Annotated in this window: 15 protein-coding genes and 1 CRISPR repeat array; of the genes, 5 read left to right on the forward strand and 10 right to left on the reverse strand. The window is 48.5% G+C overall.

The window, feature by feature from the left end:
* Positions 1-41 precede the first annotated feature (41 nt).
* Entirely contained in the window at positions 42-698 is a 657-nt protein-coding gene (locus JUF10_RS01650; RefSeq protein ID WP_203640507.1) for an EAL domain-containing protein, read from the forward strand.
* Between the two features lie 222 nt (positions 699-920).
* Positions 921-3,596: direct repeats of the CRISPR family, unit length 36 nt; unit sequence GCTCTTGACCTTATTGATTTGCTACTAATCTAAAGC.
* 35 nt (positions 3,597-3,631) lie between these two features.
* Here the strand turns inward: JUF10_RS01650 and csn2 are convergent.
* The 4 genes from csn2 to cas9 form a co-directional block, all read right to left on the reverse strand.
* Positions 3,632-4,297 carry a type II-A CRISPR-associated protein Csn2 gene (csn2, locus tag JUF10_RS01655; protein ID WP_203640508.1) on the reverse strand — a complete coding sequence of 222 codons (666 nt, stop codon included), beginning with the start codon at positions 4,295-4,297 and terminating at the stop codon, positions 3,632-3,634.
* Positions 4,294-4,599, reverse strand: coding sequence for a CRISPR-associated endonuclease Cas2 (cas2, locus tag JUF10_RS01660; RefSeq protein ID WP_203640509.1), 306 nt, complete (start codon positions 4,597-4,599; stop codon positions 4,294-4,296). The genes csn2 and cas2 overlap by 4 nt, the downstream gene beginning before the upstream one ends.
* Entirely contained in the window at positions 4,577-5,482 is a 906-nt protein-coding gene (gene cas1, locus JUF10_RS01665; protein ID WP_203640510.1) for a type II CRISPR-associated endonuclease Cas1, read from the reverse strand. The genes cas2 and cas1 overlap by 23 nt, the downstream gene beginning before the upstream one ends.
* Positions 5,483-5,695: 213 nt before the next feature.
* A complete protein-coding gene (gene cas9 / locus JUF10_RS01670; protein ID WP_203640511.1) occupies positions 5,696-9,790 on the reverse strand; it encodes a type II CRISPR RNA-guided endonuclease Cas9 in 4,095 nt (1,364 codons plus the stop codon).
* A 629-nt stretch (positions 9,791-10,419) separates the two neighbouring features.
* Between cas9 and JUF10_RS01675 the strand changes: the two genes are divergently transcribed.
* Positions 10,420-12,063, forward strand: a complete 1,644-nt coding sequence (locus tag JUF10_RS01675; protein WP_203640512.1) for a peptide ABC transporter substrate-binding protein — start codon at positions 10,420-10,422, stop codon at positions 12,061-12,063.
* Between the two features lie 424 nt (positions 12,064-12,487).
* Here the strand turns inward: JUF10_RS01675 and JUF10_RS01680 are convergent, their stop codons facing one another.
* On the reverse strand, positions 12,488-13,477 hold the full coding sequence (locus JUF10_RS01680) for a LacI family DNA-binding transcriptional regulator (protein ID WP_203640513.1): 990 nt from the start codon (positions 13,475-13,477) through the stop codon (positions 12,488-12,490).
* Positions 13,478-13,706: 229 nt separating this feature from the next.
* Between JUF10_RS01680 and JUF10_RS01685 the strand changes: the two genes are divergently transcribed.
* A complete protein-coding gene (locus JUF10_RS01685) occupies positions 13,707-15,380 on the forward strand; it encodes a glycoside hydrolase family 13 protein (protein WP_203640514.1) in 1,674 nt (557 codons plus the stop codon).
* 732 nt (positions 15,381-16,112) lie between these two features.
* On the opposite strand, the gene JUF10_RS01690 is transcribed toward JUF10_RS01685, so the two are convergent.
* The 3 genes from JUF10_RS01690 to JUF10_RS01700 form a co-directional block, all read right to left on the reverse strand.
* Positions 16,113-16,658 carry a phosphoribosyltransferase family protein gene (locus tag JUF10_RS01690; RefSeq protein ID WP_203640515.1) on the reverse strand — a complete coding sequence of 182 codons (546 nt, stop codon included), beginning with the start codon at positions 16,656-16,658 and terminating at the stop codon, positions 16,113-16,115.
* Positions 16,659-16,661: 3 nt separating this feature from the next.
* Complete coding sequence (locus JUF10_RS01695; RefSeq protein ID WP_203640516.1) at positions 16,662-17,738, reverse strand: NCS2 family permease; 1,077 nt, start codon at positions 17,736-17,738, stop codon at positions 16,662-16,664.
* A 231-nt stretch (positions 17,739-17,969) separates the two neighbouring features.
* Positions 17,970-18,638, reverse strand: coding sequence for a hypothetical protein (locus JUF10_RS01700; protein WP_203640517.1), 669 nt, complete (start codon positions 18,636-18,638; stop codon positions 17,970-17,972).
* Positions 18,639-18,807: 169 nt separating this feature from the next.
* Between JUF10_RS01700 and JUF10_RS01705 the strand changes: the two genes are divergently transcribed.
* Entirely contained in the window at positions 18,808-19,233 is a 426-nt protein-coding gene (locus JUF10_RS01705; RefSeq protein ID WP_203640518.1) for a MerR family transcriptional regulator, read from the forward strand.
* Positions 19,234-19,757: 524 nt separating this feature from the next.
* Positions 19,758-21,032 carry an MFS transporter gene (locus JUF10_RS01710; protein WP_203640519.1) on the forward strand — a complete coding sequence of 425 codons (1,275 nt, stop codon included), beginning with the start codon at positions 19,758-19,760 and terminating at the stop codon, positions 21,030-21,032.
* Positions 21,033-21,364: 332 nt separating this feature from the next.
* Here the strand turns inward: JUF10_RS01710 and JUF10_RS01715 are convergent, their stop codons facing one another.
* Together JUF10_RS01715 and JUF10_RS01720 are read right to left on the reverse strand one after the other, a co-directional pair.
* The gene (locus JUF10_RS01715) at positions 21,365-22,552 is read right to left on the reverse strand and encodes an NADH-dependent flavin oxidoreductase (protein ID WP_203640520.1); all 1,188 of its coding nucleotides are present in this window, start codon (positions 22,550-22,552) and stop codon (positions 21,365-21,367) included.
* Entirely contained in the window at positions 22,542-22,847 is a 306-nt protein-coding gene (locus JUF10_RS01720; protein WP_203640521.1) for a hypothetical protein, read from the reverse strand. The genes JUF10_RS01715 and JUF10_RS01720 overlap by 11 nt, the downstream gene beginning before the upstream one ends.
* Between the last annotated feature and the right edge of the window lie 64 nt (positions 22,848-22,911).

Consider the following 22,911-nt stretch of genomic DNA (forward strand, 5'->3'; position numbering starts at 1 on the left):
GTTGGCAAGGTAGCTAACACGGGAAGGGGATTTTATTCTAAATGTATCGTTTCTTTGTTCAGCCGCAGATCAACGCGGTAACTCAAAAATTGGCTGGCTATGAATTACTTTTACGTTCGTATTGCCATGACTACTGGGTGACTCCGACCGACTTTACGGCGGTACCAATGGACCAACAGGTATCGTTGTCCTACCAAGAGATTACGAATATCTTGAAGGATCATCAGAATAATCCCGAAATTTCCTTTAACCTCAACCGAGAACAATTCACGAACCGGACGACCATTGGCCATCTGATTCATTTGAAAAAATCCATCAAAAATCTAAAGCTGATCGTCGAATTGACCGAAGCCCCGACACTAGAGGAACTACACCGCTACGTGGCGCTGTACAAGGCGTTCGACATCAAACTGAGTTTGGACGACGTTGGCACCGACAACGCTTGGAGTCCAGCGATTCAAGATGTCCTGCCCTTCATGGACAACATTAAGTTCGCCATGCAAAATTTCCGCCTGCAACACCGGCAAGCCGATCTGATTGGTAGCCTCAATAGCTGGCGAAAAATTGCGGACATGTATCAACTCGGCTTCACCATTGAAGGAATCGAAGATCAAGACGATGTGAAGCTCGCCCAGCAATACAATGCACAAACAACGCAAGGGTATTATTACAGCAAGCCTGTTCCTTATTGTGGCTAGGTTTGTGGCGATGTTAAAAGAAGACGATTTATTCCTAATGTTTTTGATTTAGGAATAATCGTCTTCTTTTTTTGATTATTAATATTTGGGAAAGATATGCTTACTGACAAGTTAAGAATCTATATCGAGACAGTGGAACGCTACTTGGTAACTTGACCCTATTCCCTATTGGTTCACTTCTAAATCTAAAGCTGGCACCCGCGAATCATAAAGGTGCACTCTGCTCTCGACCTTATTGATTTGCTACTAATCTAAAGCTTACTATGCAGTCGTCGGACGCCCCTATCCGCTCTTGACCTTATTGATTTGCTACTAATCTAAAGCATTTTTTAATGCGACGTTCCAGTTCGTCGGGCTCTTGACCTTATTGATTTGCTACTAATCTAAAGCCGTCGCCCTTAGCTTTACGTTCCAACGTTTGCTCTTGACCTTATTGATTTGCTACTAATCTAAAGCGGGTCTTGGGACCGGCAAAAACGATGTCGCGCTCTTGACCTTATTGATTTGCTACTAATCTAAAGCTGAGAAAGTAAGACGGCGCGGTCTCGGTGAGCTCTTGACCTTATTGATTTGCTACTAATCTAAAGCCAAAGCGTGCGGGGATGTGATAAATGCCGAGCTCTTGACCTTATTGATTTGCTACTAATCTAAAGCAGCCGTTACCGTAGCCGATTGACCAACCATGCTCTTGACCTTATTGATTTGCTACTAATCTAAAGCCGGCGTTTGGACACCAGGAACACTATAGTAGCTCTTGACCTTATTGATTTGCTACTAATCTAAAGCAAGGGGGATGCCTTATGGCACAACGATATGGCTCTTGACCTTATTGATTTGCTACTAATCTAAAGCGCTTAAAGATGTTCCCACCAGCCGGCGTCGGCTCTTGACCTTATTGATTTGCTACTAATCTAAAGCAAAATTGTTGGTAAGTCAGCCGGGAAGCGAGCTCTTGACCTTATTGATTTGCTACTAATCTAAAGCGTTTGACAAGGGATAATAGCTTATCCGAAAGCTCTTGACCTTATTGATTTGCTACTAATCTAAAGCTCGGGGATGGCGTGCCATCCATTGTGAAGGGCTCTTGACCTTATTGATTTGCTACTAATCTAAAGCTTTCGTTGCGAGCGAACCCGCCGCTAGTGCGCTCTTGACCTTATTGATTTGCTACTAATCTAAAGCAATAGGTTCATGCGCGCGGCACGTAGTTTTGCTCTTGACCTTATTGATTTGCTACTAATCTAAAGCTTAGAATCTATCACAACTTTCTAATTGCTAGCTCTTGACCTTATTGATTTGCTACTAATCTAAAGCACCAGGAATTGCAATTTTGAATTCGCTGTTGCTCTTGACCTTATTGATTTGCTACTAATCTAAAGCTGCCATCCCCGTAACCGGTAGACCATCCATGCTCTTGACCTTATTGATTTGCTACTAATCTAAAGCGTACGATAACCAGGGTAAAGCCGTGAGTTAGCTCTTGACCTTATTGATTTGCTACTAATCTAAAGCGTACTGGTCCACGTTATCCACCGTGACCATGCTCTTGACCTTATTGATTTGCTACTAATCTAAAGCGTTCTACGTCAGGAGCCTTTTCTACATCGGGCTCTTGACCTTATTGATTTGCTACTAATCTAAAGCGGTGCTTGAGCTTCCAATCGTTGGCGTAGCGCTCTTGACCTTATTGATTTGCTACTAATCTAAAGCTGAACGACTTGCCAATAATCGTAAGTGTCAGCTCTTGACCTTATTGATTTGCTACTAATCTAAAGCAAAAACAACGACAATCGAAATGTTACTGACGCTCTTGACCTTATTGATTTGCTACTAATCTAAAGCAAACAGCCAGTTTGATGGCATCATCGGCGGGCTCTTGACCTTATTGATTTGCTACTAATCTAAAGCAATCGGAATGGCTGCCCATCTAGAAAGAAAGCTCTTGACCTTATTGATTTGCTACTAATCTAAAGCCACCCTGTTACAGTCGATGACGCCTTTAGCGCTCTTGACCTTATTGATTTGCTACTAATCTAAAGCCCGAAACTAAGGCTAAACAGCTTTCCGCCGGCTCTTGACCTTATTGATTTGCTACTAATCTAAAGCGGATGTCATCGTCGATGTGCACTAGCTTGTGCTCTTGACCTTATTGATTTGCTACTAATCTAAAGCAAACACCACAACCAGAATTGCCAGGGCATCGCTCTTGACCTTATTGATTTGCTACTAATCTAAAGCAAACAAACGATTCGCTTCAATCAAGGCGGCGCTCTTGACCTTATTGATTTGCTACTAATCTAAAGCGTGCCAAGGGTGCCCCCAGAGACCCAATGCGCTCTTGACCTTATTGATTTGCTACTAATCTAAAGCACCAGGTTGTGCCCCCCGCCTTGGTCTTCGGCTCTTGACCTTATTGATTTGCTACTAATCTAAAGCGGGTAAAACCAAGGGTGTTCTGCGACGCATGCTCTTGACCTTATTGATTTGCTACTAATCTAAAGCGGCTATGCTCATAGGGTCTTAGTTCGACAAGCTCTTGACCTTATTGATTTGCTACTAATCTAAAGCATAGTAACTGTCACAAGCCTGTGACATGAAGCTCTTGACCTTATTGATTTGCTACTAATCTAAAGCACAAGTCTCTCACTGTCTGCACGTCATAGCGCTCTTGACCTTATTGATTTGCTACTAATCTAAAGCTAACACCTTGTTGTAGTTACCTTTTTCAATGCTCTTGACCTTATTGATTTGCTACTAATCTAAAGCCTTTAGTCATACCAGTAAAAGGATTCGTCCGCTCTTGACCTTATTGATTTGCTACTAATCTAAAGCCAAACCGGTAGTTACGTCAACAAGGACGGGGCTCTTGACCTTATTGATTTGCTACTAATCTAAAGCCGATGTTTTCACACTAATATCTCATAACGATTTTTCTACCACAGAACAAAATCGCTATCGATGAAGCGATAGTCACATCCTTTGAAATATGACGTTCGCTTAGTAGGTGAAAATTCGATTAGAAGAAGTGGTAAATCAACATTCGCCATAAATCTCACCAACAGTTGGAGTTGGTCGCTACTGAGATAATGGCTAACATTGGTCAATGCAATTAATTTATGATCATTTAACTCTAGGAGAACTTTGACTAGTGTCTCAATTATAGCATAAGAATCGTCATTCAAATCCGCTGTTAATTGGATATTGCTAAATTTAACTAGTTTAGCCAATTCCGGTATCTCTGGTAGCTCCAATGGAACATCCATCAAATAACTGTCGGTCAGCAGTTGTGATAATAATTCCCTTAAATCATCTGCCATTTGAACGACCTGTTCATCTGCCAACAATGCTATTAGCCTCGCTTGTAGCTTTCTTTGGAAAAGTGCATTCAAATCCAGCGTTAGCATAGGGTCACCATACCATTTTGCTCCCTTGCTAAGCTCTACTGCTTCAAAGTTATCATCACTCAAATAAATCGTATCTGCTCGGTCCTGTAATCCTAAAGTTAAATCACGATAAACGCGCTGCGCCGCCGTATCAATGACCGTTACTCGACTATTAGTAACAGAAAACGGCGGAAAACTATAATACGTTAGGTTCATATCATGATTGTCCTCTCTGCAGAGTTCAGGATATCCTTATTCGGTTCACCAGAGATAAAGTGCATGGCCTGATATTGCTTTTCAGTCAACATAACCGATTGAACTAACCCCTTCTTAGGTGTAATTGCGGCAATTCTCTGCTCAATTGCACGAGCATTCTGTGAACTCGGACAAACCCGAACATACACTGAGAACTGCATCATGAAAAATCCCTCTTGAATCAGCGACTTCCGAAATCGACGATAGTTTCGTCGATCCGTGCTACTTAGCATTGGTAAATCAAACATAATCATCAGTCTCATCACCCGATACCTCATTTGGAAATTCTACCTCTATTCTCACTTGATCTGTCTCACAATTCAGATAGTGCAAGCATTCCGCAACGTATCTGTCCATGGCATTTCTGACAATCTCTTGTTTACCATTGAAAACAACCTTCATATCCAGTAATCGTGCTAGCGCCAACTTTATATCTGGCGTTAGGTCTAGTAATTTGTGGCGTGCGACCCACTGATCAATGACCGGTCGAAAGGGTTCCATTAAGTCTGAACCTAAATTAAAGGCATTCCCTGCATTATCATGATGAATCCCGAAACAAGTCATATAGCCTCGACTCACAACTGACCGATCAACCAACGATAATAGTAACGAATAGCCATAATTAAGCGCCGCATTCTCCGGAACCAAATCTGAACGAGAAAAGTCATCCCCAAATAATAACGGAAAGTATTGTCGGGCAACCACTGCTTCTCGATTCGAGTCATCATTCAATTCCAACTTATCCAGCTCTGCTTTCAGACTGCTAGTTTCAGCCCCTATTAGCTGAGCGACTGCAATTTGATTGGCCAACTTACTGGCAACTACCCGTGTCCACAAATTAGCTTTGCGACCTAAATCCCAGTTAACCTGTGACGTCACTAATGCCGCTGTCCGTGACTTCGGGTAACACCCGGTCGTTTCACAGATTGGTTGACCATCTCTTCCTGTGAATAGAATTTTAGCGTGAACTTCCGCTAATGCTGCCACAGCAGCTGTGGTCACCACCGCTTGAAGTGTTTGAATTAGCAGCACGTCCACATCTTTTATTGGGACGTGTAACCGGTCAGAATCCGTCTGAATCACCAAGTTTCCCGCCGTTAGAGATACCTTGGCGTGTTGGCTGATCATGATTGTTCGCCACCCCATTAGTTTCCCCCTTGCGTTGTCTGTTTTAATATGTTATTCTACTGAAGTCGAGTTGCTACACTTGACCTTATTGATTTGCTACTAAACGTTAAAGTCAAACAAGATGCGTAAAATCATCAAGTTTTACATTTTGAGCCCGTTATCGAGCCAATACATATTCTTTACCTGAGACACCTTTCTGAATCCGTCAGTGAGGTGTCTTTTTTGACTCCTTTATTTAATATCAGCTATTTTAATCTTGCTCCTATATAATCCAGTTGGTGATTCATGAATCAACTCAGCTTCTCTTGTTAAGCTTATTCCAGATTTAACTTGTAGTTTGCCAAAATCAGTATCTATTCCTAATCCTTTTAAACTCTTTGTAGTTCCATTCGCATGTAATCCAATCAACACGCGAGATATTATCGTTCTCTTTCCAATTTGACTTGTATTGCCTTTGTCATCTAAAACATCATCTATTGGGAACTTCTTAAAACTTTCCCGACTGACAACCAACTTTTCCCTAAACTTATTCCAATTATACAATGGAAAATATTTAACAACTTGATCACATATATCGTCAAATACAGCTAGTAATTCTTCGTCAGTCACATCGTAACTATTAATCTTTCTCTGTGTCTCAAGTGGTATAGCTAATTGCTGGAAATTCCTATAATAAGCATTTGTTTTTAAACCAAACTCGTGTACTTGACCAAACACTTCATCCCTAATTCTTTGATACAAATAAACATGTGATACCACTACATCGAAATTCTTTAAATTACTAGTACTAGAGAAATACTTCTTTAACATCACCCTCTCATCTTTATTTTCTTCCCCGTTAATGCTTCGAATCTGACTTGCTAGACTAACTGGCACTCCCATAACTTTCAAAGTATCCTTTCTGGGGGTATGAATACGTACAATAGCTAAGTACGCAACGCTCTGTCCAGAATATCCACCATAAATATTAGTTGGCCGGTTCTTCTTAATCGCAATTAACTTGTTATGTTTCTTACCTTTCTTTTGATTTACACTAGCCTTATAAATTGTCTGATCAAATAATGCACCATGATTCTCAACAACCTCTTGCGTCACCAACAAGTGCTTCCAACTCAGAATTTTCAGGAAGTATTTCACCTCATTATCTCGATTCCACAAGACTTCTCCAGTCTCCTGATCATAAATGACACGGTTCTCTGAATCAGGATTATCTTTTCTCTTATCACCAATTAAATCATGAATAAAATTAAATCGTCGCAGATCAATCTTCGAAATCTGAAACTGACCATAAACGAAGAACCGTTCCAGATTAGGATAGCGTTTCAGTAAATACGTTCCAATCCGGGCAGCTAAGAAAGCATCAAACGCATGATGGTAGTCATTCAAGTCACGTAATTTCGGTAAATTAAGTTCCTCTCGCAATTGATGAGAAAGTCCGGCCTTGACCGAAACCAGCTTTGTTTGTTCCGAATCGTATTGACTATTTAAAATATCCGTCACTAGCTTAATGACCTGCCGTGTTTCAACTAACTGCCGGTTAATAAAACCCGTCGCATACTTACTGATTTCGCTCGGCCGCATGAGCAGATGTTTTAACTTACGGTCACTGATCAATCCCGCTGCATGCCAGATTTCCCAACGTCCGCGCATTCTTTCACCATACTTTTCAGAAGCAAAAACGTCACCTTTATTTCGGTTGATTCTCTGATGAACTAATACTCGGTTATCCAGCGAATCATCCTTGACTAGCGATTGTGGCAAAATATGATCAATATCGTAACCAGACAAATCGTCAATATTTAATTTCTCTCCAGTATACATATCAAGTCCGTTCTGAAGAAAATACAACATGTATCGGTCCGTCATTCGCTTTTTAGACGTAATTTGCGTTTTCAATTCACTATTAACAGTCGCGCTGACAATTTCTTTAGCACGATCCGCAAAAAGATCTTCGAGTTGGCGTTGCCGTTGTCGTGTCCGCCGTGGATTCTGTTCAGCTCCACGCGCAGCTTCCAAATAGATCCAGCTGGGGGCGACACCATGATTAGCAGTTTGAATGTCCTTAACTACGGCCAACACTTGGCGAATCGCCTTTTTGTTCTGAGGAGAAGTGTATAACTCATTGATGGTGTTGAAAACATCTTGTTTGGCCATCCCCGTAGCATTGATTTTTTCAATCTGCGCAGAAATATCTGGCTGATTAACAATTTGCATAAAGTTGTTCTGTGTCTCCCAGAGTTGGTTCATAATCGACTTTCCCTGTTCATCTCTAATTCCAGTCAGTAGTCGTCTTGATAGGCGCCCCCAACCACGATACCGCTTTTCAATCAACTTATCGCGTTGCTTATCAGTCAGCCAATCAATTACGTTCAGCTTTTCACGAAATATTTTTTTGTCCTCGAAAACGGTTGACCAATTAATAATCTTTTCAATATCTGCTTGCCGGTTTTCCTGGTCAATTGCCTCAGGGAAAATTTTTTTCAGATAGCGATAGGTCGTCAAACCACTATTAAATTTCTTTGGATCAGCTAAACCTGATATTACCGGCAATTCGGCTACGTCGCCATATGCACGCAGTTGCTCTTGAAGTAACTTACGACTAACCGAATTATGTGTCTTAAAGAGTTCTTCAAAGAGCCGCTGCTTCTGACTTGGACTTAATCGGCGGTCGTCAACTCTGATGTTATTCAGCTCATTCAGCACCATAAATTTCTGATAGATTAAACTTTCCAAGGGCAAGACATCTTCACCAATCAGATAAGTGTCCGTTGTCTTCATTCGTTGAATGAAAACATTTGCCGATTCAATCCGATCTACCTTATCTTCAAAGTTCCAAGGGGTAATTTCACTAGAATCGTCAGGTGTCTTACGTATCATCCACGCAAATTGCCCTGTCGCTGTTTGTGCTTGTTTTTCCGACGTAATCATTGGCCCGACATAATAGGGAACTCTGAAATAAACCAGCTCATCAAGCTTATAGGGGTGATCTTTACGATGAGATTCTACGGGATTCTCTGTTCCTAGGAAAGGATAGTACTGCTTTTGATTATTAATAATTAAATCCAATTCCTGTTGATGAATCTGATAAGGAATAACACCATTATCTTTAGTCCGTTGTTTAGGCATAAAGTGTTCCAACGCAATTTCACGACTGATCTTCCCAGCTAACTCACTGTGGTCATCCTTCAGCACCTTGTTAAATTCCTTGTAAAAATCGTCAGCAATTTCTGCCTTTCCATTTTCGCCACCATCGATGTAATGATCATACGCCAAGTAAATTGCCTGACGCTTTTCACTGTTAGACTGTTGCTTCGCGTATTCTTTTAACCACCGCAAATGCTCAGCATGCCTGTCATAGCTTTCAACCATCCCTTGAGAGAAATGTTGTCCACTAGGTATGATCTCTATGAGTTGAATGGCTGCTTGAAAATCAACTAATTTTTCGAGTAGCTCATGATCCCTTACATCCAATTCATCCTCAATATTTAGTAGATTATCTTCAACGTCTGCTAGACTAAATGTCCACATCTTCTGATCAGCCTTAGCAATATCCTTTCCCATCAACACATACAGCTTCGTTTTTAAGCCCAAAATGGCTTTTGCCAATTCTGTATACACCGACTTATACGCTTTTGAGCTGGTCGGCAAAGCTACCAGCTGCTTGACCATTTCCCTCTGCCGATCTGGTCGACTACGAGAAGTATCCAAAATTAACTGGCTAATCCCATCCAAATTCTCCGTTGGCAATATCGACTCCTCTTCACCAAAAATCAATTGCCAAAGCTCATTGAGTTCGCCGAACCGTTCCCTAAAGTCTAGCTTGCCCGGCTTAAACGTGCTAGGTGCCCCACGACGTAAGAAATTCCCCCGGTACTTAACGATATGGTGAATCGCTAAATAAATCTCCCGAATATCAAATTTCCTATGTTCCGTCATCAAAGCCCAACGCAAATGATAAATCGTGGGATAAGTTGTATAAAATTCCTTATCCTCTAAATTATCAAATAACCGATACGGTGTTTGAAAACGTACATCCTTCGCAGAAAGATTCGATTCCTTCTGGCGCGTAAAGAAATTTGGATCAATTGATGAAATCGGTTCATCAAAAATCTCCCGCAACAATCTTAAACGCCACCGGCGACGACTGAGCCGACGACGAGTCGTTCGAAATCCGCGCCGTTCTTCTGCCGTCTGACCTTCTTCAAATAGCCGTGTTCCCAGTCCTGTTTGCCCCTTAACTCGGATAATATGACCATTCTCATCAACTACACTCCACCCTATGGAGCTCGTTCCAATATCTAAACCAATTCCATACTTCTTCCCCATGACGATAACGTCCCCACTTTCTTCCGTCAGCCTCTACTTTTGATTTTAATTTCTGACGGATAATCTCATTCTATGCCGTTTTAGAAGACAAGTCTACGATTTTGCATATAGTTAATTATTTATAATCAGAATAAAAAGTTTTATAGCGCATTACCCGCATAAATATTCACATCATGTATGGCATTCCCATGATAAAAATATTAATATTCCCCGCATTTCCCATCCCGTTCTTTCTATAGACTATCCAAAATCGCCGTCACCCCGCCCCTGAATAACTTCAAATCTTTCTGTTGACAAACTCCAGTCCGCCGATTAGTATTAGAGCCATATTAGAAATACACGAACGCAATACCAGGAAGAGTAGCGGTTCCCGCTAAGTTCAGAGACCACCGGTAGCTGAAAAGGTGGCTTACAACGGAACCGCGAAGATGAGCCTGGTTGCTAGCAATCAGTGGAAGCTGCTTGCCCGACTTGAAGCCCGTTACCGCTTCCGACTTTTGGCAACAGAAGTTACGGAGATGGTGGATGTGAGTCCCCCATAAATCAAGGTGGCACCGCGAGCGAAATCGTCCTTATGTTTAAGCATAAGGGCGATATTTTTTTACATATTTTTCGAGGAGATGTTTGGAATGAAACGTAAGGGAACTCTATTCACGATTGCAGCATTAAGTTTGTTAACTCTAGCCGGCTGTGGCAACGCGGCTAGCACCGGCAACGCCAGCGGTAAGTACGCCGCCAGTCAAGTCTTGAATTGGACCGAGTCGTCCGAATTGGCCTCTTCCGATCTCGCACAGGCCACCGACACGCTCAGTTTCACCGTTTTACAGAACACGCAGGAAGGCCTCTACCGCCTCAACAGCAAGGGCACGCCAGCCAATGCCTTAGCCACCAGCACCAAGGTTACCAACGGCGGCAAGACGTACACCTTCAACCTTCGCAAGGGTGTCAAATGGTCCAACGGCGACACCGTTCAAGCCAAAGACTTCGTTTACTCCTGGCAACGGACCGTCGCGCCCAAGACCGCTTCGCAAGACGCCTTCTACCTCTTCCAGGTGAAGAACGCCGAAGCCGTCAACAAGGGCAAGCAGCCGCTGAGCGCACTGGGCATCAAAGCCACTGGCAAATACAAGCTGACCGTTCAACTCACCAAGCCCGTTTCCTACTTCAAGAAGCTACTGGCTTGGCCTCTCTTCTACCCGCTGAACCAAAAGGCCGTCGACAAATATGGCAAGAAGTATGGGACCAGCTCCGACACGACCGTCTACAACGGGCCCTTCCGTTTGACCAAGTGGAACGGGACTGGCAAGTCTTGGACCTTAGCGAAGAACCCCACCTACTGGGATAAGCAGGCCGTTCATTTGACCAAGATCAACGAGGTCGTCACCGAAAGTACCACGACCAGCTACAACCTCTTCAACGCCAAGAAGACCGACGAAACCCTACTGAGTGGGCAACAGATCAAGAACAACAAGAACAGCAAGGACTTCGTTAAACGCCTGCCTACTGGTTCCGAACGACTTGACCTGAACCAAAACAAGGTCAAAGCCTTCAAGAACACTGACGTACGCAAAGCCTTCTCACTGGCCATCGACCGTAGCCAATTGGTCAACGACGTGCTGCAGGACGGTTCCGTGGCCTCCAAAGGGTTCGTTCCATCCGGCATGGGCAACAACCCCAAGACTGGCGAAGCCTTCAACCAAGAAGCCTACGTCAAGAGTGCCTCCAGTTATGATTTGAAACAAGCCAAGACCTTGCTGGCAAAGGGTCTGAAGCAGACCGGCGACAAGAAGCTCAACGTCACCCTCTCCGTTTCCGACACCGACACCAACAAGCAAACCGCTGAATTTCTCCAGAGTTCACTGGAAAAGCTACCAAACGTCAAGGTCAGCATCAAGACGGTTCCTTACGTTCAACTGATCACGCAACAAAACAATGGGAACTACGAACTCACTTTGAGTGGCTGGCAATCCGTCTTCGCCGACCCCATCAACTTTCTGGACGTCTTCGAAGCCAACTCCAGCTACAACACGACTGGCTGGAAGAGCACCGAATTCGACAAATTGCTCGATGAAGCCGAAAACCAAGATGGTAACAAGCCAACCGAACGTTGGGCCAAGTTGGTCAAGGCTGAAAAGGTCTTGATGAACGACCAAGGCACGATTCCACTGTATCAATCCGCCAAATCACAGCTGTTACGCAACACGGTCAAGAACATCAACTACAACCCAGCCGGTGTCCCTTATGACTTCAAGACGACTTACATCGCTAAGTAAGCGCCTTTGAGTGGGTCTTTCGGCCATGTAAAATCAGCAAAAACTCACCGACCCAACGATTTCTACAGCGTGGTGATTGTCGATCCCCCCGTTGACAACTGCCACCCGTTATAAATAAACTTATATACAATAGAAGAAACAGGCCTCAACCGGCGTTTGAAGTGCGCTCCGGTTGGGGCCTGCTTTTTGTGGTTTTTACATCTAAATCAGGAATCAAAAATCGACTCATCGGTTTGCATGAACTCCGCAGTTATTAGCTGCACATCATCTTTTGGATAGTCTTGCCGGCTTACAGCGTGGGACGACCTCGAAGACACGTGATTTCTGTGGCTTTGAGACGAGACGGAAGCCCGTACTTTGGCTGGAGTCGTTCCCCATAGCAGGCGGAATCCCTGGCAGCCGTAGTGCGAATCATTCGGGTCACTCACAACACCCGCACCGTTTGCCGGTCGACTACCTGAATCGGCGTCACCTGTTGTAGCTGCTTTCCCGGCGCCAGTAGTTGCCGCACGCCAGCCGCCCCCATATCGTAGAAGTTCTGTGACACGCTGGTCAGCTGCGGTTGGACCAGCTCGCACATCTCCGTACCGTCAATACTGACGATGGAAAGGTCGGTGGGAACCGCTAAGCCGAGGTCCCGGGCTTGATTCAACACCCCAATTGCCGCCATGTCACTGCCAGCGACCACGCCCGTTAGTCCAGACGCGACACCATATGCAGTCATCGCCTCGCGCCCAGCCACATAGCTGTAAACACCCGGTTGGACCCAGTCCGCTTGTGGCGTTACGCCGGCATCTCGCAGTGCGCTCTCATAGCCGGCCAAACGGAAGCGACCCGTGTGCGAATCGCTATCGACCGCCGCCAGACCAATTTTTCGGTGGCCCGCTTTTAACAGCGTCTGCGTTGCTTGATAACCGACCTGCCAGTCATCCGACGCGATCGATGGCAAGTCGCCGTCGTCAAAGGCAATCGACAGGAAGCAATATGGCGTCTGGGCGCCCTGCAACAGCTGCAAGTTTTCCGATGTCAGATTTAGCGACAACAGTAAAATGCCCATGACCGGCCGTTCAATCACCGTCAATAGGGCCTTGCGCTGCGCTTCGGGGTCCGTGATTCCCGCGTAAACAATGATCACGTTTAGCCCGTGGGCCGCCGCGGTGTCCTGAATCCCCGTGATGATTTGGCTGGAAAAGTTGGTCTTGACCGAGTTGACTACCACGGCGATCACGTTGCTGTGCTGCGTCACCAGTTCGGCCGCCGCCGTATTTTTCCGGTAGCCTAATTTTAACGCGGCTGCCTGCACCTTTTCCGCCGTTGCCGGGCCATAAAAGGCCGTCTTGTTGGCCAATACCCGTGACACGGTCGCCGGTGATACGCCAGCCAATCGCGCAATATCCTTAATCGTCGCCGCCATCTGGCCGCCTCCTCTGCTTGTAACCCGTTATTCTGTTTTCAATTTTACCCGTTTCTGGTAGCAAATAAAAGTGAATTCCTTAAATTTAAGCAAACGTTTGTTTAATTGGTTTTAAAGCATTGTCAGCGCTTACTAAAAATGCTAGAATGATTTTTGTAAGCGGTTGCGCAAACAACTTTAAGCAACCCATTCAGCGATGATTCAGTAGATAATTTTAGGAGGGTTTCACATGGAAAAAAAGTGGTGGCAAAATGCCGTCGTCTATCAGGTTTATCCCCGGAGTTTTCAAGACAGTGATGGTGACGGGGTCGGTGACTTGGCCGGGCTGACCGAGCGCCTGCCGTACATTAAGAAGCTAGGGGCCGATGTCATCTGGCTCAACCCAATCTACAAGTCACCCGACTTCGACAACGGTTACGACATCAGCGATTACCGCAGCGTGCAACCCGTCTATGGTGACATGGACCAATTTGAAACGATGCTGGCCACCGCACATAAATTAGGCCTGAAACTGCTGATGGACTTGGTCGTCAACCACACCTCCGACCAGCACGAATGGTTCCAAAAGAGCCGTCAATCCAAGGATAATCCGTATTCCGACTACTACATCTGGCGCGACCCCGTTGATGGTCACGAACCCAACAACTGGGGGTCCTATTTCAACGGCTCAACCTGGACCTTTGAGCCAAAACGGAATCAATACTACCTGCACCTGTTCGCCCCTAGTCAACCCGACCTGAACTGGGAAAACCCGAAGGTCCACGATGAAGTCTGGGACCTCATGCGTTTCTGGCTCGACAAGGGCGTTGATGGTTTCCGGATGGACGTCATCAGCCTCATTTCCAAGCCAGCCGGTCTCCCCGATGCGCCTAAAGCACCGGGTGCCGTCTATGGTGACGTCGAAGCCGTGGTCGCTAACGGGCCTAAGCTGAACGATTACCTGCACGAAATGCACGACAAGGTGCTGTCCCACTACGACGTGATGACCGTCGGCGAAATGCCGGGCGCCACTGCCGAAGGGGCCATTACCTACACCGGTCTGGACTCACACGAACTGAACATGATCTTCCAGTCCGCCCACGTTGGCTTGTCCGCCAACCCCGACAAGCGTTTGGGCAAGTGGAACGATGCTCCCGTTAAATTAACAGAATTAAAGAAGGCCTTGTCCGACTGGCAATACGCCCTCGATGGCAAGGGCTGGAACAGTCTCTTCTGGGACAACCACGACCAGCCCCGTGCCGTTTCGCGCTTCGGTAATGACAGCGAGCAGTACCGGGACGTTTCAGCTAAAATGTTAGCGACGACGCTGCACATGCTCCAAGGAACGCCGTACGTCTACGAAGGCGAAGAACTCGGCATGACCAACGTTCACTACACCAGCCTCGACCAGTATGAGGACCTGGAAAGTCTGAACGCCTACGACGAAAACGTCACGAAGGAAAAGATCGTCGACAAGCCAACCATGCTGAAATACCTCAGCCACATTTCCCGGGACAACGCCCGGACACCAATGCACTGGAACGATTCCAAGAACGCTGGCTTCACCACGGGCACGCCATGGTTTGCGTTGAACCCGAACTATACGACGATCAACGCCAAGGAAGAAGTCGACCGCGACGATTCCGTCTTCAACTACTACCGGCAGTTGATTGCGCTGCGCCACAGCCACGACCTCATCGTCCTCGGGGATTACGAAGAACTCGACCCCGATGACGACCAAGTCTTCGCCTACCATCGCCACTACAACGGCCAGACCTTACTGGTCATCAACAACTTCACCGACCAAACGGTGACCCGCGACTACGACCAGGGTAACGCCAGCGAAAAGCTGATCGGCAACTACGCCGACGACCAAGGCACCACGTTCCGCCCTTACGAATCCAAGGTCTACTTGTTTAAGTAAATGGTTGAGGTAGCTGGTCGCACTGCGGCTGCCAGGTAGCGTTTCCCTTCGCCTTACCGGCCGGCAGATATGGGCTGGAACGGTGCGGACACAACTTGAAGCCTCGAAAATGCCGAGTCTTCAAGCTTGGTCTTCTGCTAAGCCAGCGGGAAGTTCACCCACTGACTAAGCAGAACGACGCGCCTGAGCCCATATCTGCCGACCTCTCGGCTTACACGGCAACCCTACGGCAGCATGAGACTGCACCTACAGAATTGTCACGTTGACCAGCGTGACGTCCAGCTAATTTTAGGACGTCACGTTTGGACAGATTTGGCCTAAGCCGGAGGAGGACAGGGATGTAGCCAGCCGTGAGAATGGTGTTAACTGGCGGTTCATCAGCCAGTTTACAGCATGGGCGACTTTGAAGACACACGGTCTTAGTGTGGCTTCAAATCGAGCGAGAAGACTGGTGCCTTTCCAGTCTGAAGCGTCCCCACAGCAGGCGGAATCCCTGGCAGCCGGAGTGCGACCAGCTCATACAACTTAAGTTAATCAAAAAATCACCTGCATCGTCACGACTGAGAGCGTGAGTTGCAGGTGATTTTTGTGTGGCGACGAGCGCTTTCAAATGGGTGATGTATAGTCAGACCATTTCAACGTGACGCGCGCCGCCTCACTAGGTGTAGTGTACCTTTTAGCTGGACGGTTCGCCCATAAGTTTGCTGAAAATGTTAGGTGACTGACCAACCGCTATAGGGGAAACAGTGGCAGTTCTGCCAAATAGTCGATGTCGGTCCGCTTGTCCGCGTCGCCTTCTGCTAAGATGGCCAGGCGACTGACCACCGTAGCGCCCGCGCGACTGACTAATTCTTCGGCCGCACTTAACGACCCACCGCTACTGATCACATCGTCGACGATGACGACGCGTTTGGCAACCAGCTTGTCCGCATCCGCACCATCCAGTGCCAGGATCTGAGGCGCACTGGTCGTAATGGCCTTGACCGGCACCGTCAACGGCGCGCGCATGTAGTCCTTGACGCTCTTGCGCAAGACGACGTACTCCTGATGACCGGTCAGTCGGCTCAGCTCCTGCGCCAACGGAATCCCCTTACTTTCCAACGTGACAAAGTAATCGAACTCGGCCGGTACCTTTTTCGCTAATTCTTCGGCCGCGTAATCGGTCAACTCGGCATCCCCCAACAACACGAATGACGCAATCGCCATGGTGTCGCTGATTGGCATCACCGGCAACCGCCGTGTGAGTGGTCCGACCTGTAATTGGTACGTCTTGATCATGGTTTAAACCCCCAGTCCCAAAAGTGGCAGTACAAATTTTAATACGGCACCGGTCATCAACCCGGCGAACGGATCGGCCACCGCCGTCACCACTAGTGTGATTGCGGCCACGGTCGCCCCGGAGCCTTGCATGGCCGTTGCGGCGTTCTCTGGAAAAATCACGGCCGTTCCCAGGATAAACAGGAACCCAGCAATCGACGCGCTCGGAACGTATTTACCCAGCTTCGGTAACCAGCCAATTGCTAAGATGGCGGCCATGATCAGCATCATCATGATGCCGGCCACGACGGGTTCGGGCGCACTGGCCGTTGCGGAAATAATCGCCTCCACCGGCGCCCCACCTAACAGACTCGTGCCCATATCGGCAATGGATTGCGTAATGGTCAGCAGGTTTAAGTTGACCGGGTTAGGCTTGATGCCCGTCATTTGCCCGGTGATCAACCCATAGGAAATGTTAGCCCCAATGTTCAAGCAGGCCAGACTCAACGCGCCCCGCACGACCCGCACGCTCAACATCGGTTTGGTAAAGACGAACCGTCGCGCCGTCACGTGTTCCGGCAGTTCTGCGCGGTAATGTTCGATGAAGACGGCCGCCAAGCTGGACCCGACCACGGAGACCACGATGGTCCACACCAGGTCTTTGGTGATCAAATAGGTTGCGGCGGCGAGGGCCACCGACATCCAGCCGGTCAGCCGTTCCTGCTTGGCCATTCCCACCGCAATTTTGGCCAGCATAATGCCGACCCCGGCCATCATTCCGGCCATAATGTTGTTCCCCAGAATGTCGACGATCTTAGTCAGCGTCCCGGTGACCCCAATCAGCAACATGATGACGGAGCCGCCCAGAATAATCGAGGTCCGTTCCCGCAAGTTACGGCCGAGATTTCCCGTCAGCGCCAGTGATTCCGCCTGAAATGAGAGCGGTGCGACCGCGCCAAAGACCCCGTTGACCGCTGAAGCAAAAATGAACGAAAACATCGTTGGAAAAATAGCAAACCCTAGTGCCATCGCCATGATCCCTTGTGGAATCCCGTTTAAGACGACCCCAATGGCGGCTAGCAAGTCGGCCAACCAATGCATAGTAAGTTCCTCCCTGTATCGTAGTTAGATGCTTAACTTTACTGTCGGTTCTATAATTGATAATTCGTATTTCTATTCCATCATACGAGAATATCGTCTTTAAGTCCATCTATTTTTAGCTTTTAACGAACATTTCATATTAATTTCTTTATTAAATTCGGTTATTATTTAACCAAACAAAAAGTGTGCCCGCGACTTACCCGAGCACACAACCATTCATTATTAAAGTGATTAGCGGAGGAGATGGTTCTCCAACGCGGCGACCCGCACCAACGACCACGCCGCCGGGAGCTGCACCGCCATTAAGTCGCCACATGTCAGCGCGTACACGTCCTGCGCCAATCGACCGGCGTGGGGACTGCAATGGTCCGGCGTGTAGGTATCCCAGGCGGTGTGCTGGTCCAACAGGTGTGTGAACAAGCGGTGTAACAACTCTTGGCCGGCCGGCAAAAAGAGCTGGTGCTCCGTCATCTGAGCTTGCAGCAACCAACACTGCGCCTGACCCGCCACGCCCTGCACCTTATCGGCCGTCACCGGCACGCCTTTGAGCCGCAACACGGCCAACGCCACCAGATTGGCAGCCGTGGTAACGACGTTGATATGGCTGGCCTGCGCGAGGTCGATCGCCAAATACCAGTCGGCCAACAACTCCTGTGAGGCTTGGGGAATCAGCGTCGCCACTTGGTCGAACAGCCGACCGTACACTGAGTTTTCCAGCTGTGGCATCAAGTCCTCCAGCGTCCGTTGTGGCACTATTTTCATCAAGTCATTTTCCTCATCTAAAAGTAAGAGGTCCACTCCCCCGGCGGCCAACGCGTGAACACTGGCGCGCGGGTCGGTCGACCACGGCAGGAGCGGGACAAAATCCGCCCCAGCTGACTGCACGTTGAACTGTTTCACGTTGACTCACCCCCTCAAGTATATTGAGTGTACCCCCTTCGCCCTACTTGAAGGCAACCCATTTGCTTCATTTTGAGTGAAAATTCTTGCGTCGACCGCGAGAATCACGTATCATTAATCCATTACATTAGAGTTAGTCGAACACTAACCCCTTGAGGAGGAAACTTAGATGTCCTATACCATTCACGAAGTTGCTCAGAAAATGGGCATTTCTACCTATACCATTCGTTACTACCACGACCACGGCATGCTGCCATTCGTGAAACGCGACGAAAACAACAACCGTATTTTTGACGACAACGACCTCGAGTGGCTGAACATCATCGTGTGCCTACGGGCGACCGGGATGCCCGTTGAACGCATCCACCACTACCTCGACCTGGTTCAGGAGGGCGAATGCACCGTGCCCGAACGCTATGAAATGATGAAGACGCAGCAGGAACGAACGCTGAGTGAAATCACGGCGCTGAACAAGCACTTGTCGACCATCAACTTTAAGGTCGAACACTACGCGGATATTATTGAAAATAACAAACCGGACATCTTCGTCCCATCCAACCTCCGCGACAACCCCACCACCGACCAAACGGCTTAACAGCTTGATTTCGCCTAGACAACCGCCTACGGACGCCAGACGCCGCACTGTGGGGACCGCCTGAAGCCAAAGTGCGGTCTTCAGGCTCGCCTTGGAACCTCACCCAACCCGTGAGTCTCCAAGGACGTCCCGTCATGTAAGCCGGGAAAACCGCCCGACAAACATGACCGTCACTGTGCTCTGTCTGGCCTCCTCCGGCTCTAGGTTTCATCAATCAGTATGACTAGTCGTTATTGTCATTTCATATAATCAATTTAATAACCTGACACAACGGTCGTGCGCGCCTTGCTCGACCGTTTTTTGTCGTCTTCTGAGTCTATATTCCAGTAACAACCAGCCTGTCTTGTATCCGTTTCCATCCCCGTCACTAAGCCCCTTAAATTCACAAGCACTTTTTCTTGTCCCCCCTTTACTAATATGCTAATATTAACAGCCTGTGAAGTATTTATACCTGCTGGCTAGTCGCTATCGACCGACTGTCAGCTATCGTTGACTTAACGCACTTTACAAAGGGGGGCTGACCCTTGGAAACTTCACTTTTGCCGCACTGGCGGCGTAATATTTATCTCTTTTTGACCAGTCAATTTTTGTCTGGGATTACCAGTATGGTCGTGCAGTACGCAATTATCTGGTATTTGACCAAGCAGACCGGTTCGGCGACCGTACTGAGTCTGGCAACGTTGCTGGGCATGTTGCCGATGGTGCTGTTGAGTCCGTTCGTGGGACCCTTCGTCGACCGCTGGAACAAGAAGGGCCTGCTGATTGTACCCGACGTGATTGCGGCCATCTTTGCCATTATTCTATCCATCGTGGGTACGCTGCAGACGACCTTCCCGCTCTGGCTGATCTTCATTTCACTCCTCGTGCGGTCCATCGCGCAGACCTTCCAGATGCCGACGATTCAGTCGATTCTGCCGACCATGGTGCCGGCCGACCAATTGACGCAGATCAACGGTCAGCTGGGCATGGTCCAGTCCGCCAACATGATCATTTCACCGGCGCTGGGGGCGTTTCTCTTCGCCATCGTGCCGATGAACTACCTGATTCTAGTCGACGTGCTGGGTGCCATCATTGGGATTAGCCTGCTGACGTTCGTGATGATTCCGGAACATCCGGTGATCGATGAGAAGGTCCACGTGCTAGCCGATGCCAAATTTGGATTGGATAAGCTCCGCAACACGCGGGGGCTCTGGGCCATCACCATGATTGGCGCGGCCTTCACGCTGATGTTCATGCCCGCCGCCAGCCTCTACCCCCTGATGACCATGGGCTACTTCCACGGCACCGTGGGGCAAGCCGGCCTGATCGAGGTCATCTACTCCGTCGGCATGCTCGGCGGTGGCGCCATTATCGGCCTCTTTGGAAAATGGCGGGACCGGATGAAACCCATCTTCTGGGCGACACTGGCCATGGGTGTAACCTTTGGTGGCAGTGGCTTTCTGCCGGGAAATCAGACCGGCTTCATCTGGTTCGTCGTCCTCAACGTGCTGGCCGGTGCCGTGACGCCGTTCTACAGCACCCTCTTGATGGCGATGATCCAGCAGAGTTTTCCACCCGACCAGTTGGGCCGCGTCTTGGGCGTGCTGAACTCACTGACCAGCGTGGCGGGTCCGGTCGGCCTGATCTTCGCCGGCCCCCTCGCAGATGCCATTGGTGTGGAAAAACTGTTCATTATTGGCGGCGTTGGCTCGCTCCTCTGTGGCCTCGCGATGTGGCTGATGCCTAGCGCCCGTGAGTACGACCAGCAGTTGCAAGCCCGGTTAGCCGATGACCCTCTGACGCCAGAAATTGAAGACTAACGCATTAAAGGTTGGGACTGGCTCCCGACCTTTTTTTGACAAAATGACCTCACTATCATGAAACCGGCCAACATCCCCTGACGATTACCAGTGGAAGTGGGCAGGTTCAGGTGACACAATAGCCATAATTTCAGCCTACACAAAAAAATTGCTAGTACCGCCGACACTCGGCCAGTACTAGCAATTTTTTGATAAGTGTCTGCAATGAACCGACACCCACTTATCAATGTTGAGAATGACCCGAACCTCACTCAAATATCCGGTGGCCTTCGCTAATTGAAAGTCAATGCTCAATCGTAGCAGGTGGACTCCCTAACAGCCGCAGTGCCGAACTACATCTTCTTCTCAAAACCTTCCATCGGTGCAGCTTCATTCTGATAATCCACGGCCGTGTTCGGGTCCGTCGTGAAGTGCATGACGGAGTAGAACGCGCCCTTCAAATAGTCCTGCATGGCACGCGGAATCTTCAGTTCGTCCATCTCGGATGGGGAAAGTTGGTAGCGAATGCTGGTCTCATCCCCGTCGACGACCTTTTCGACCCACTGTGGTTCGCGAATCATTTCACGGCCCATGGCAACCAGGTCGGCGCCCAAACCTAAGACGTCTTCGGCATCGGCTGGCTTCTCAACGGAGCCCACGCCGATCAGTGGCTTGCGGCCGGCCAATTGCTTGACCAATTTAGTCAAGATCGGTTCGTGGTCGGTCTTATCGTTCAAGGACGTCCGGTGCGCGGATCCCATCGACGTGTGCACGTAATCCACATCGGAGTCGGCCAGCATGTCGACGAAGGCCAACGTGTCGGCCAACCGAATCCCTGGCGTCTCGATCTCTTCTGGGGAAACGCGGTAGCCCAACAAGAATGGCCGGTCCGCATTGGCGACGATTGCCTGGTGAACGCTAGCAATGACGGCCTTGGCAAAACCCATCCGTGCGTCACGGTCGCCGCCCCATTTGTCGGTCCGTTGGTTCGAGTTCGGGGAAAAGAACTGTTGCAGCAGATACGTGTTGGCCCCGTGGAGTTCGACCCCATCGAAACCAGCGGCGATGGCCCGGCGTGTAGCATCACCAAACGCCACGATGATCTCATCGATCTCGTCTGCCGTCAATGCGCGTGGTTCCTGCGAGTCGGCTGGGAAAGCAGCCTTAACGGCACTAGCGCTAACGGGTTGCTGACCGCGGAGAATGCTGTCGTTGGACTTCCGACCGGCGTGGAAAATTTGAAGCACGGCCTTGGTTCCATTTTGCTTCATAGAGTTCGCCAGCTTGGCCAATCCGGGAATATCGCCATCATCGGCGATGGACAATTCGCCTTCAAACCCCTTGCCGCTGGCGATAACGTTAGCAACTTCGCCAATGATCATGCCCACGCCACCGGCACGGGCGCCGTAAAAGTCGATTTCATCGTTGGTCACGCGACCGTTGTAGAAGCTCGACATGGTAGTCGTTGGTGACATCACCATCCGGTTCTTCAGGGTCACGCCGTTATCAAATTTAAAGGAATTCAGGAATTTATAGGTCATTTTGAGTCTCACCTTTCTTTTGGGTACAGGTTTGGATTGCCGCTAGCACGGGTTGGAGCGTCTCGCCTAGGGGGGAGAGCTGCCAGACACCATGTTTCACGTGAAACATAATCAGCCGGTGGTGCCATAACCGCCACAAGCCGTCGCAGCAGCGGCAACGTTGGTGCCAGGACAAGTCGCGCCACAAACTAGCGCCGGTCCGCGGTCCATTCGCCAGTAAGAGTAAGAGTTGCCATTGCACCGGATGCGTCACCAGTGCCTGCGTCGTGGTTAAGCCACGGATTGTGGATATCATGCGCCACCTCCTTAACGAGACCTAGCATAACTGCTCCCGAACGTAAAAAAAAGAAGGCACTTGA

The sequence above is a fragment of the Levilactobacillus andaensis genome (assembly GCF_016861695.1).
GTDB classification, from domain to species: Bacteria; Bacillota; Bacilli; order Lactobacillales; family Lactobacillaceae; genus Levilactobacillus; species Levilactobacillus andaensis.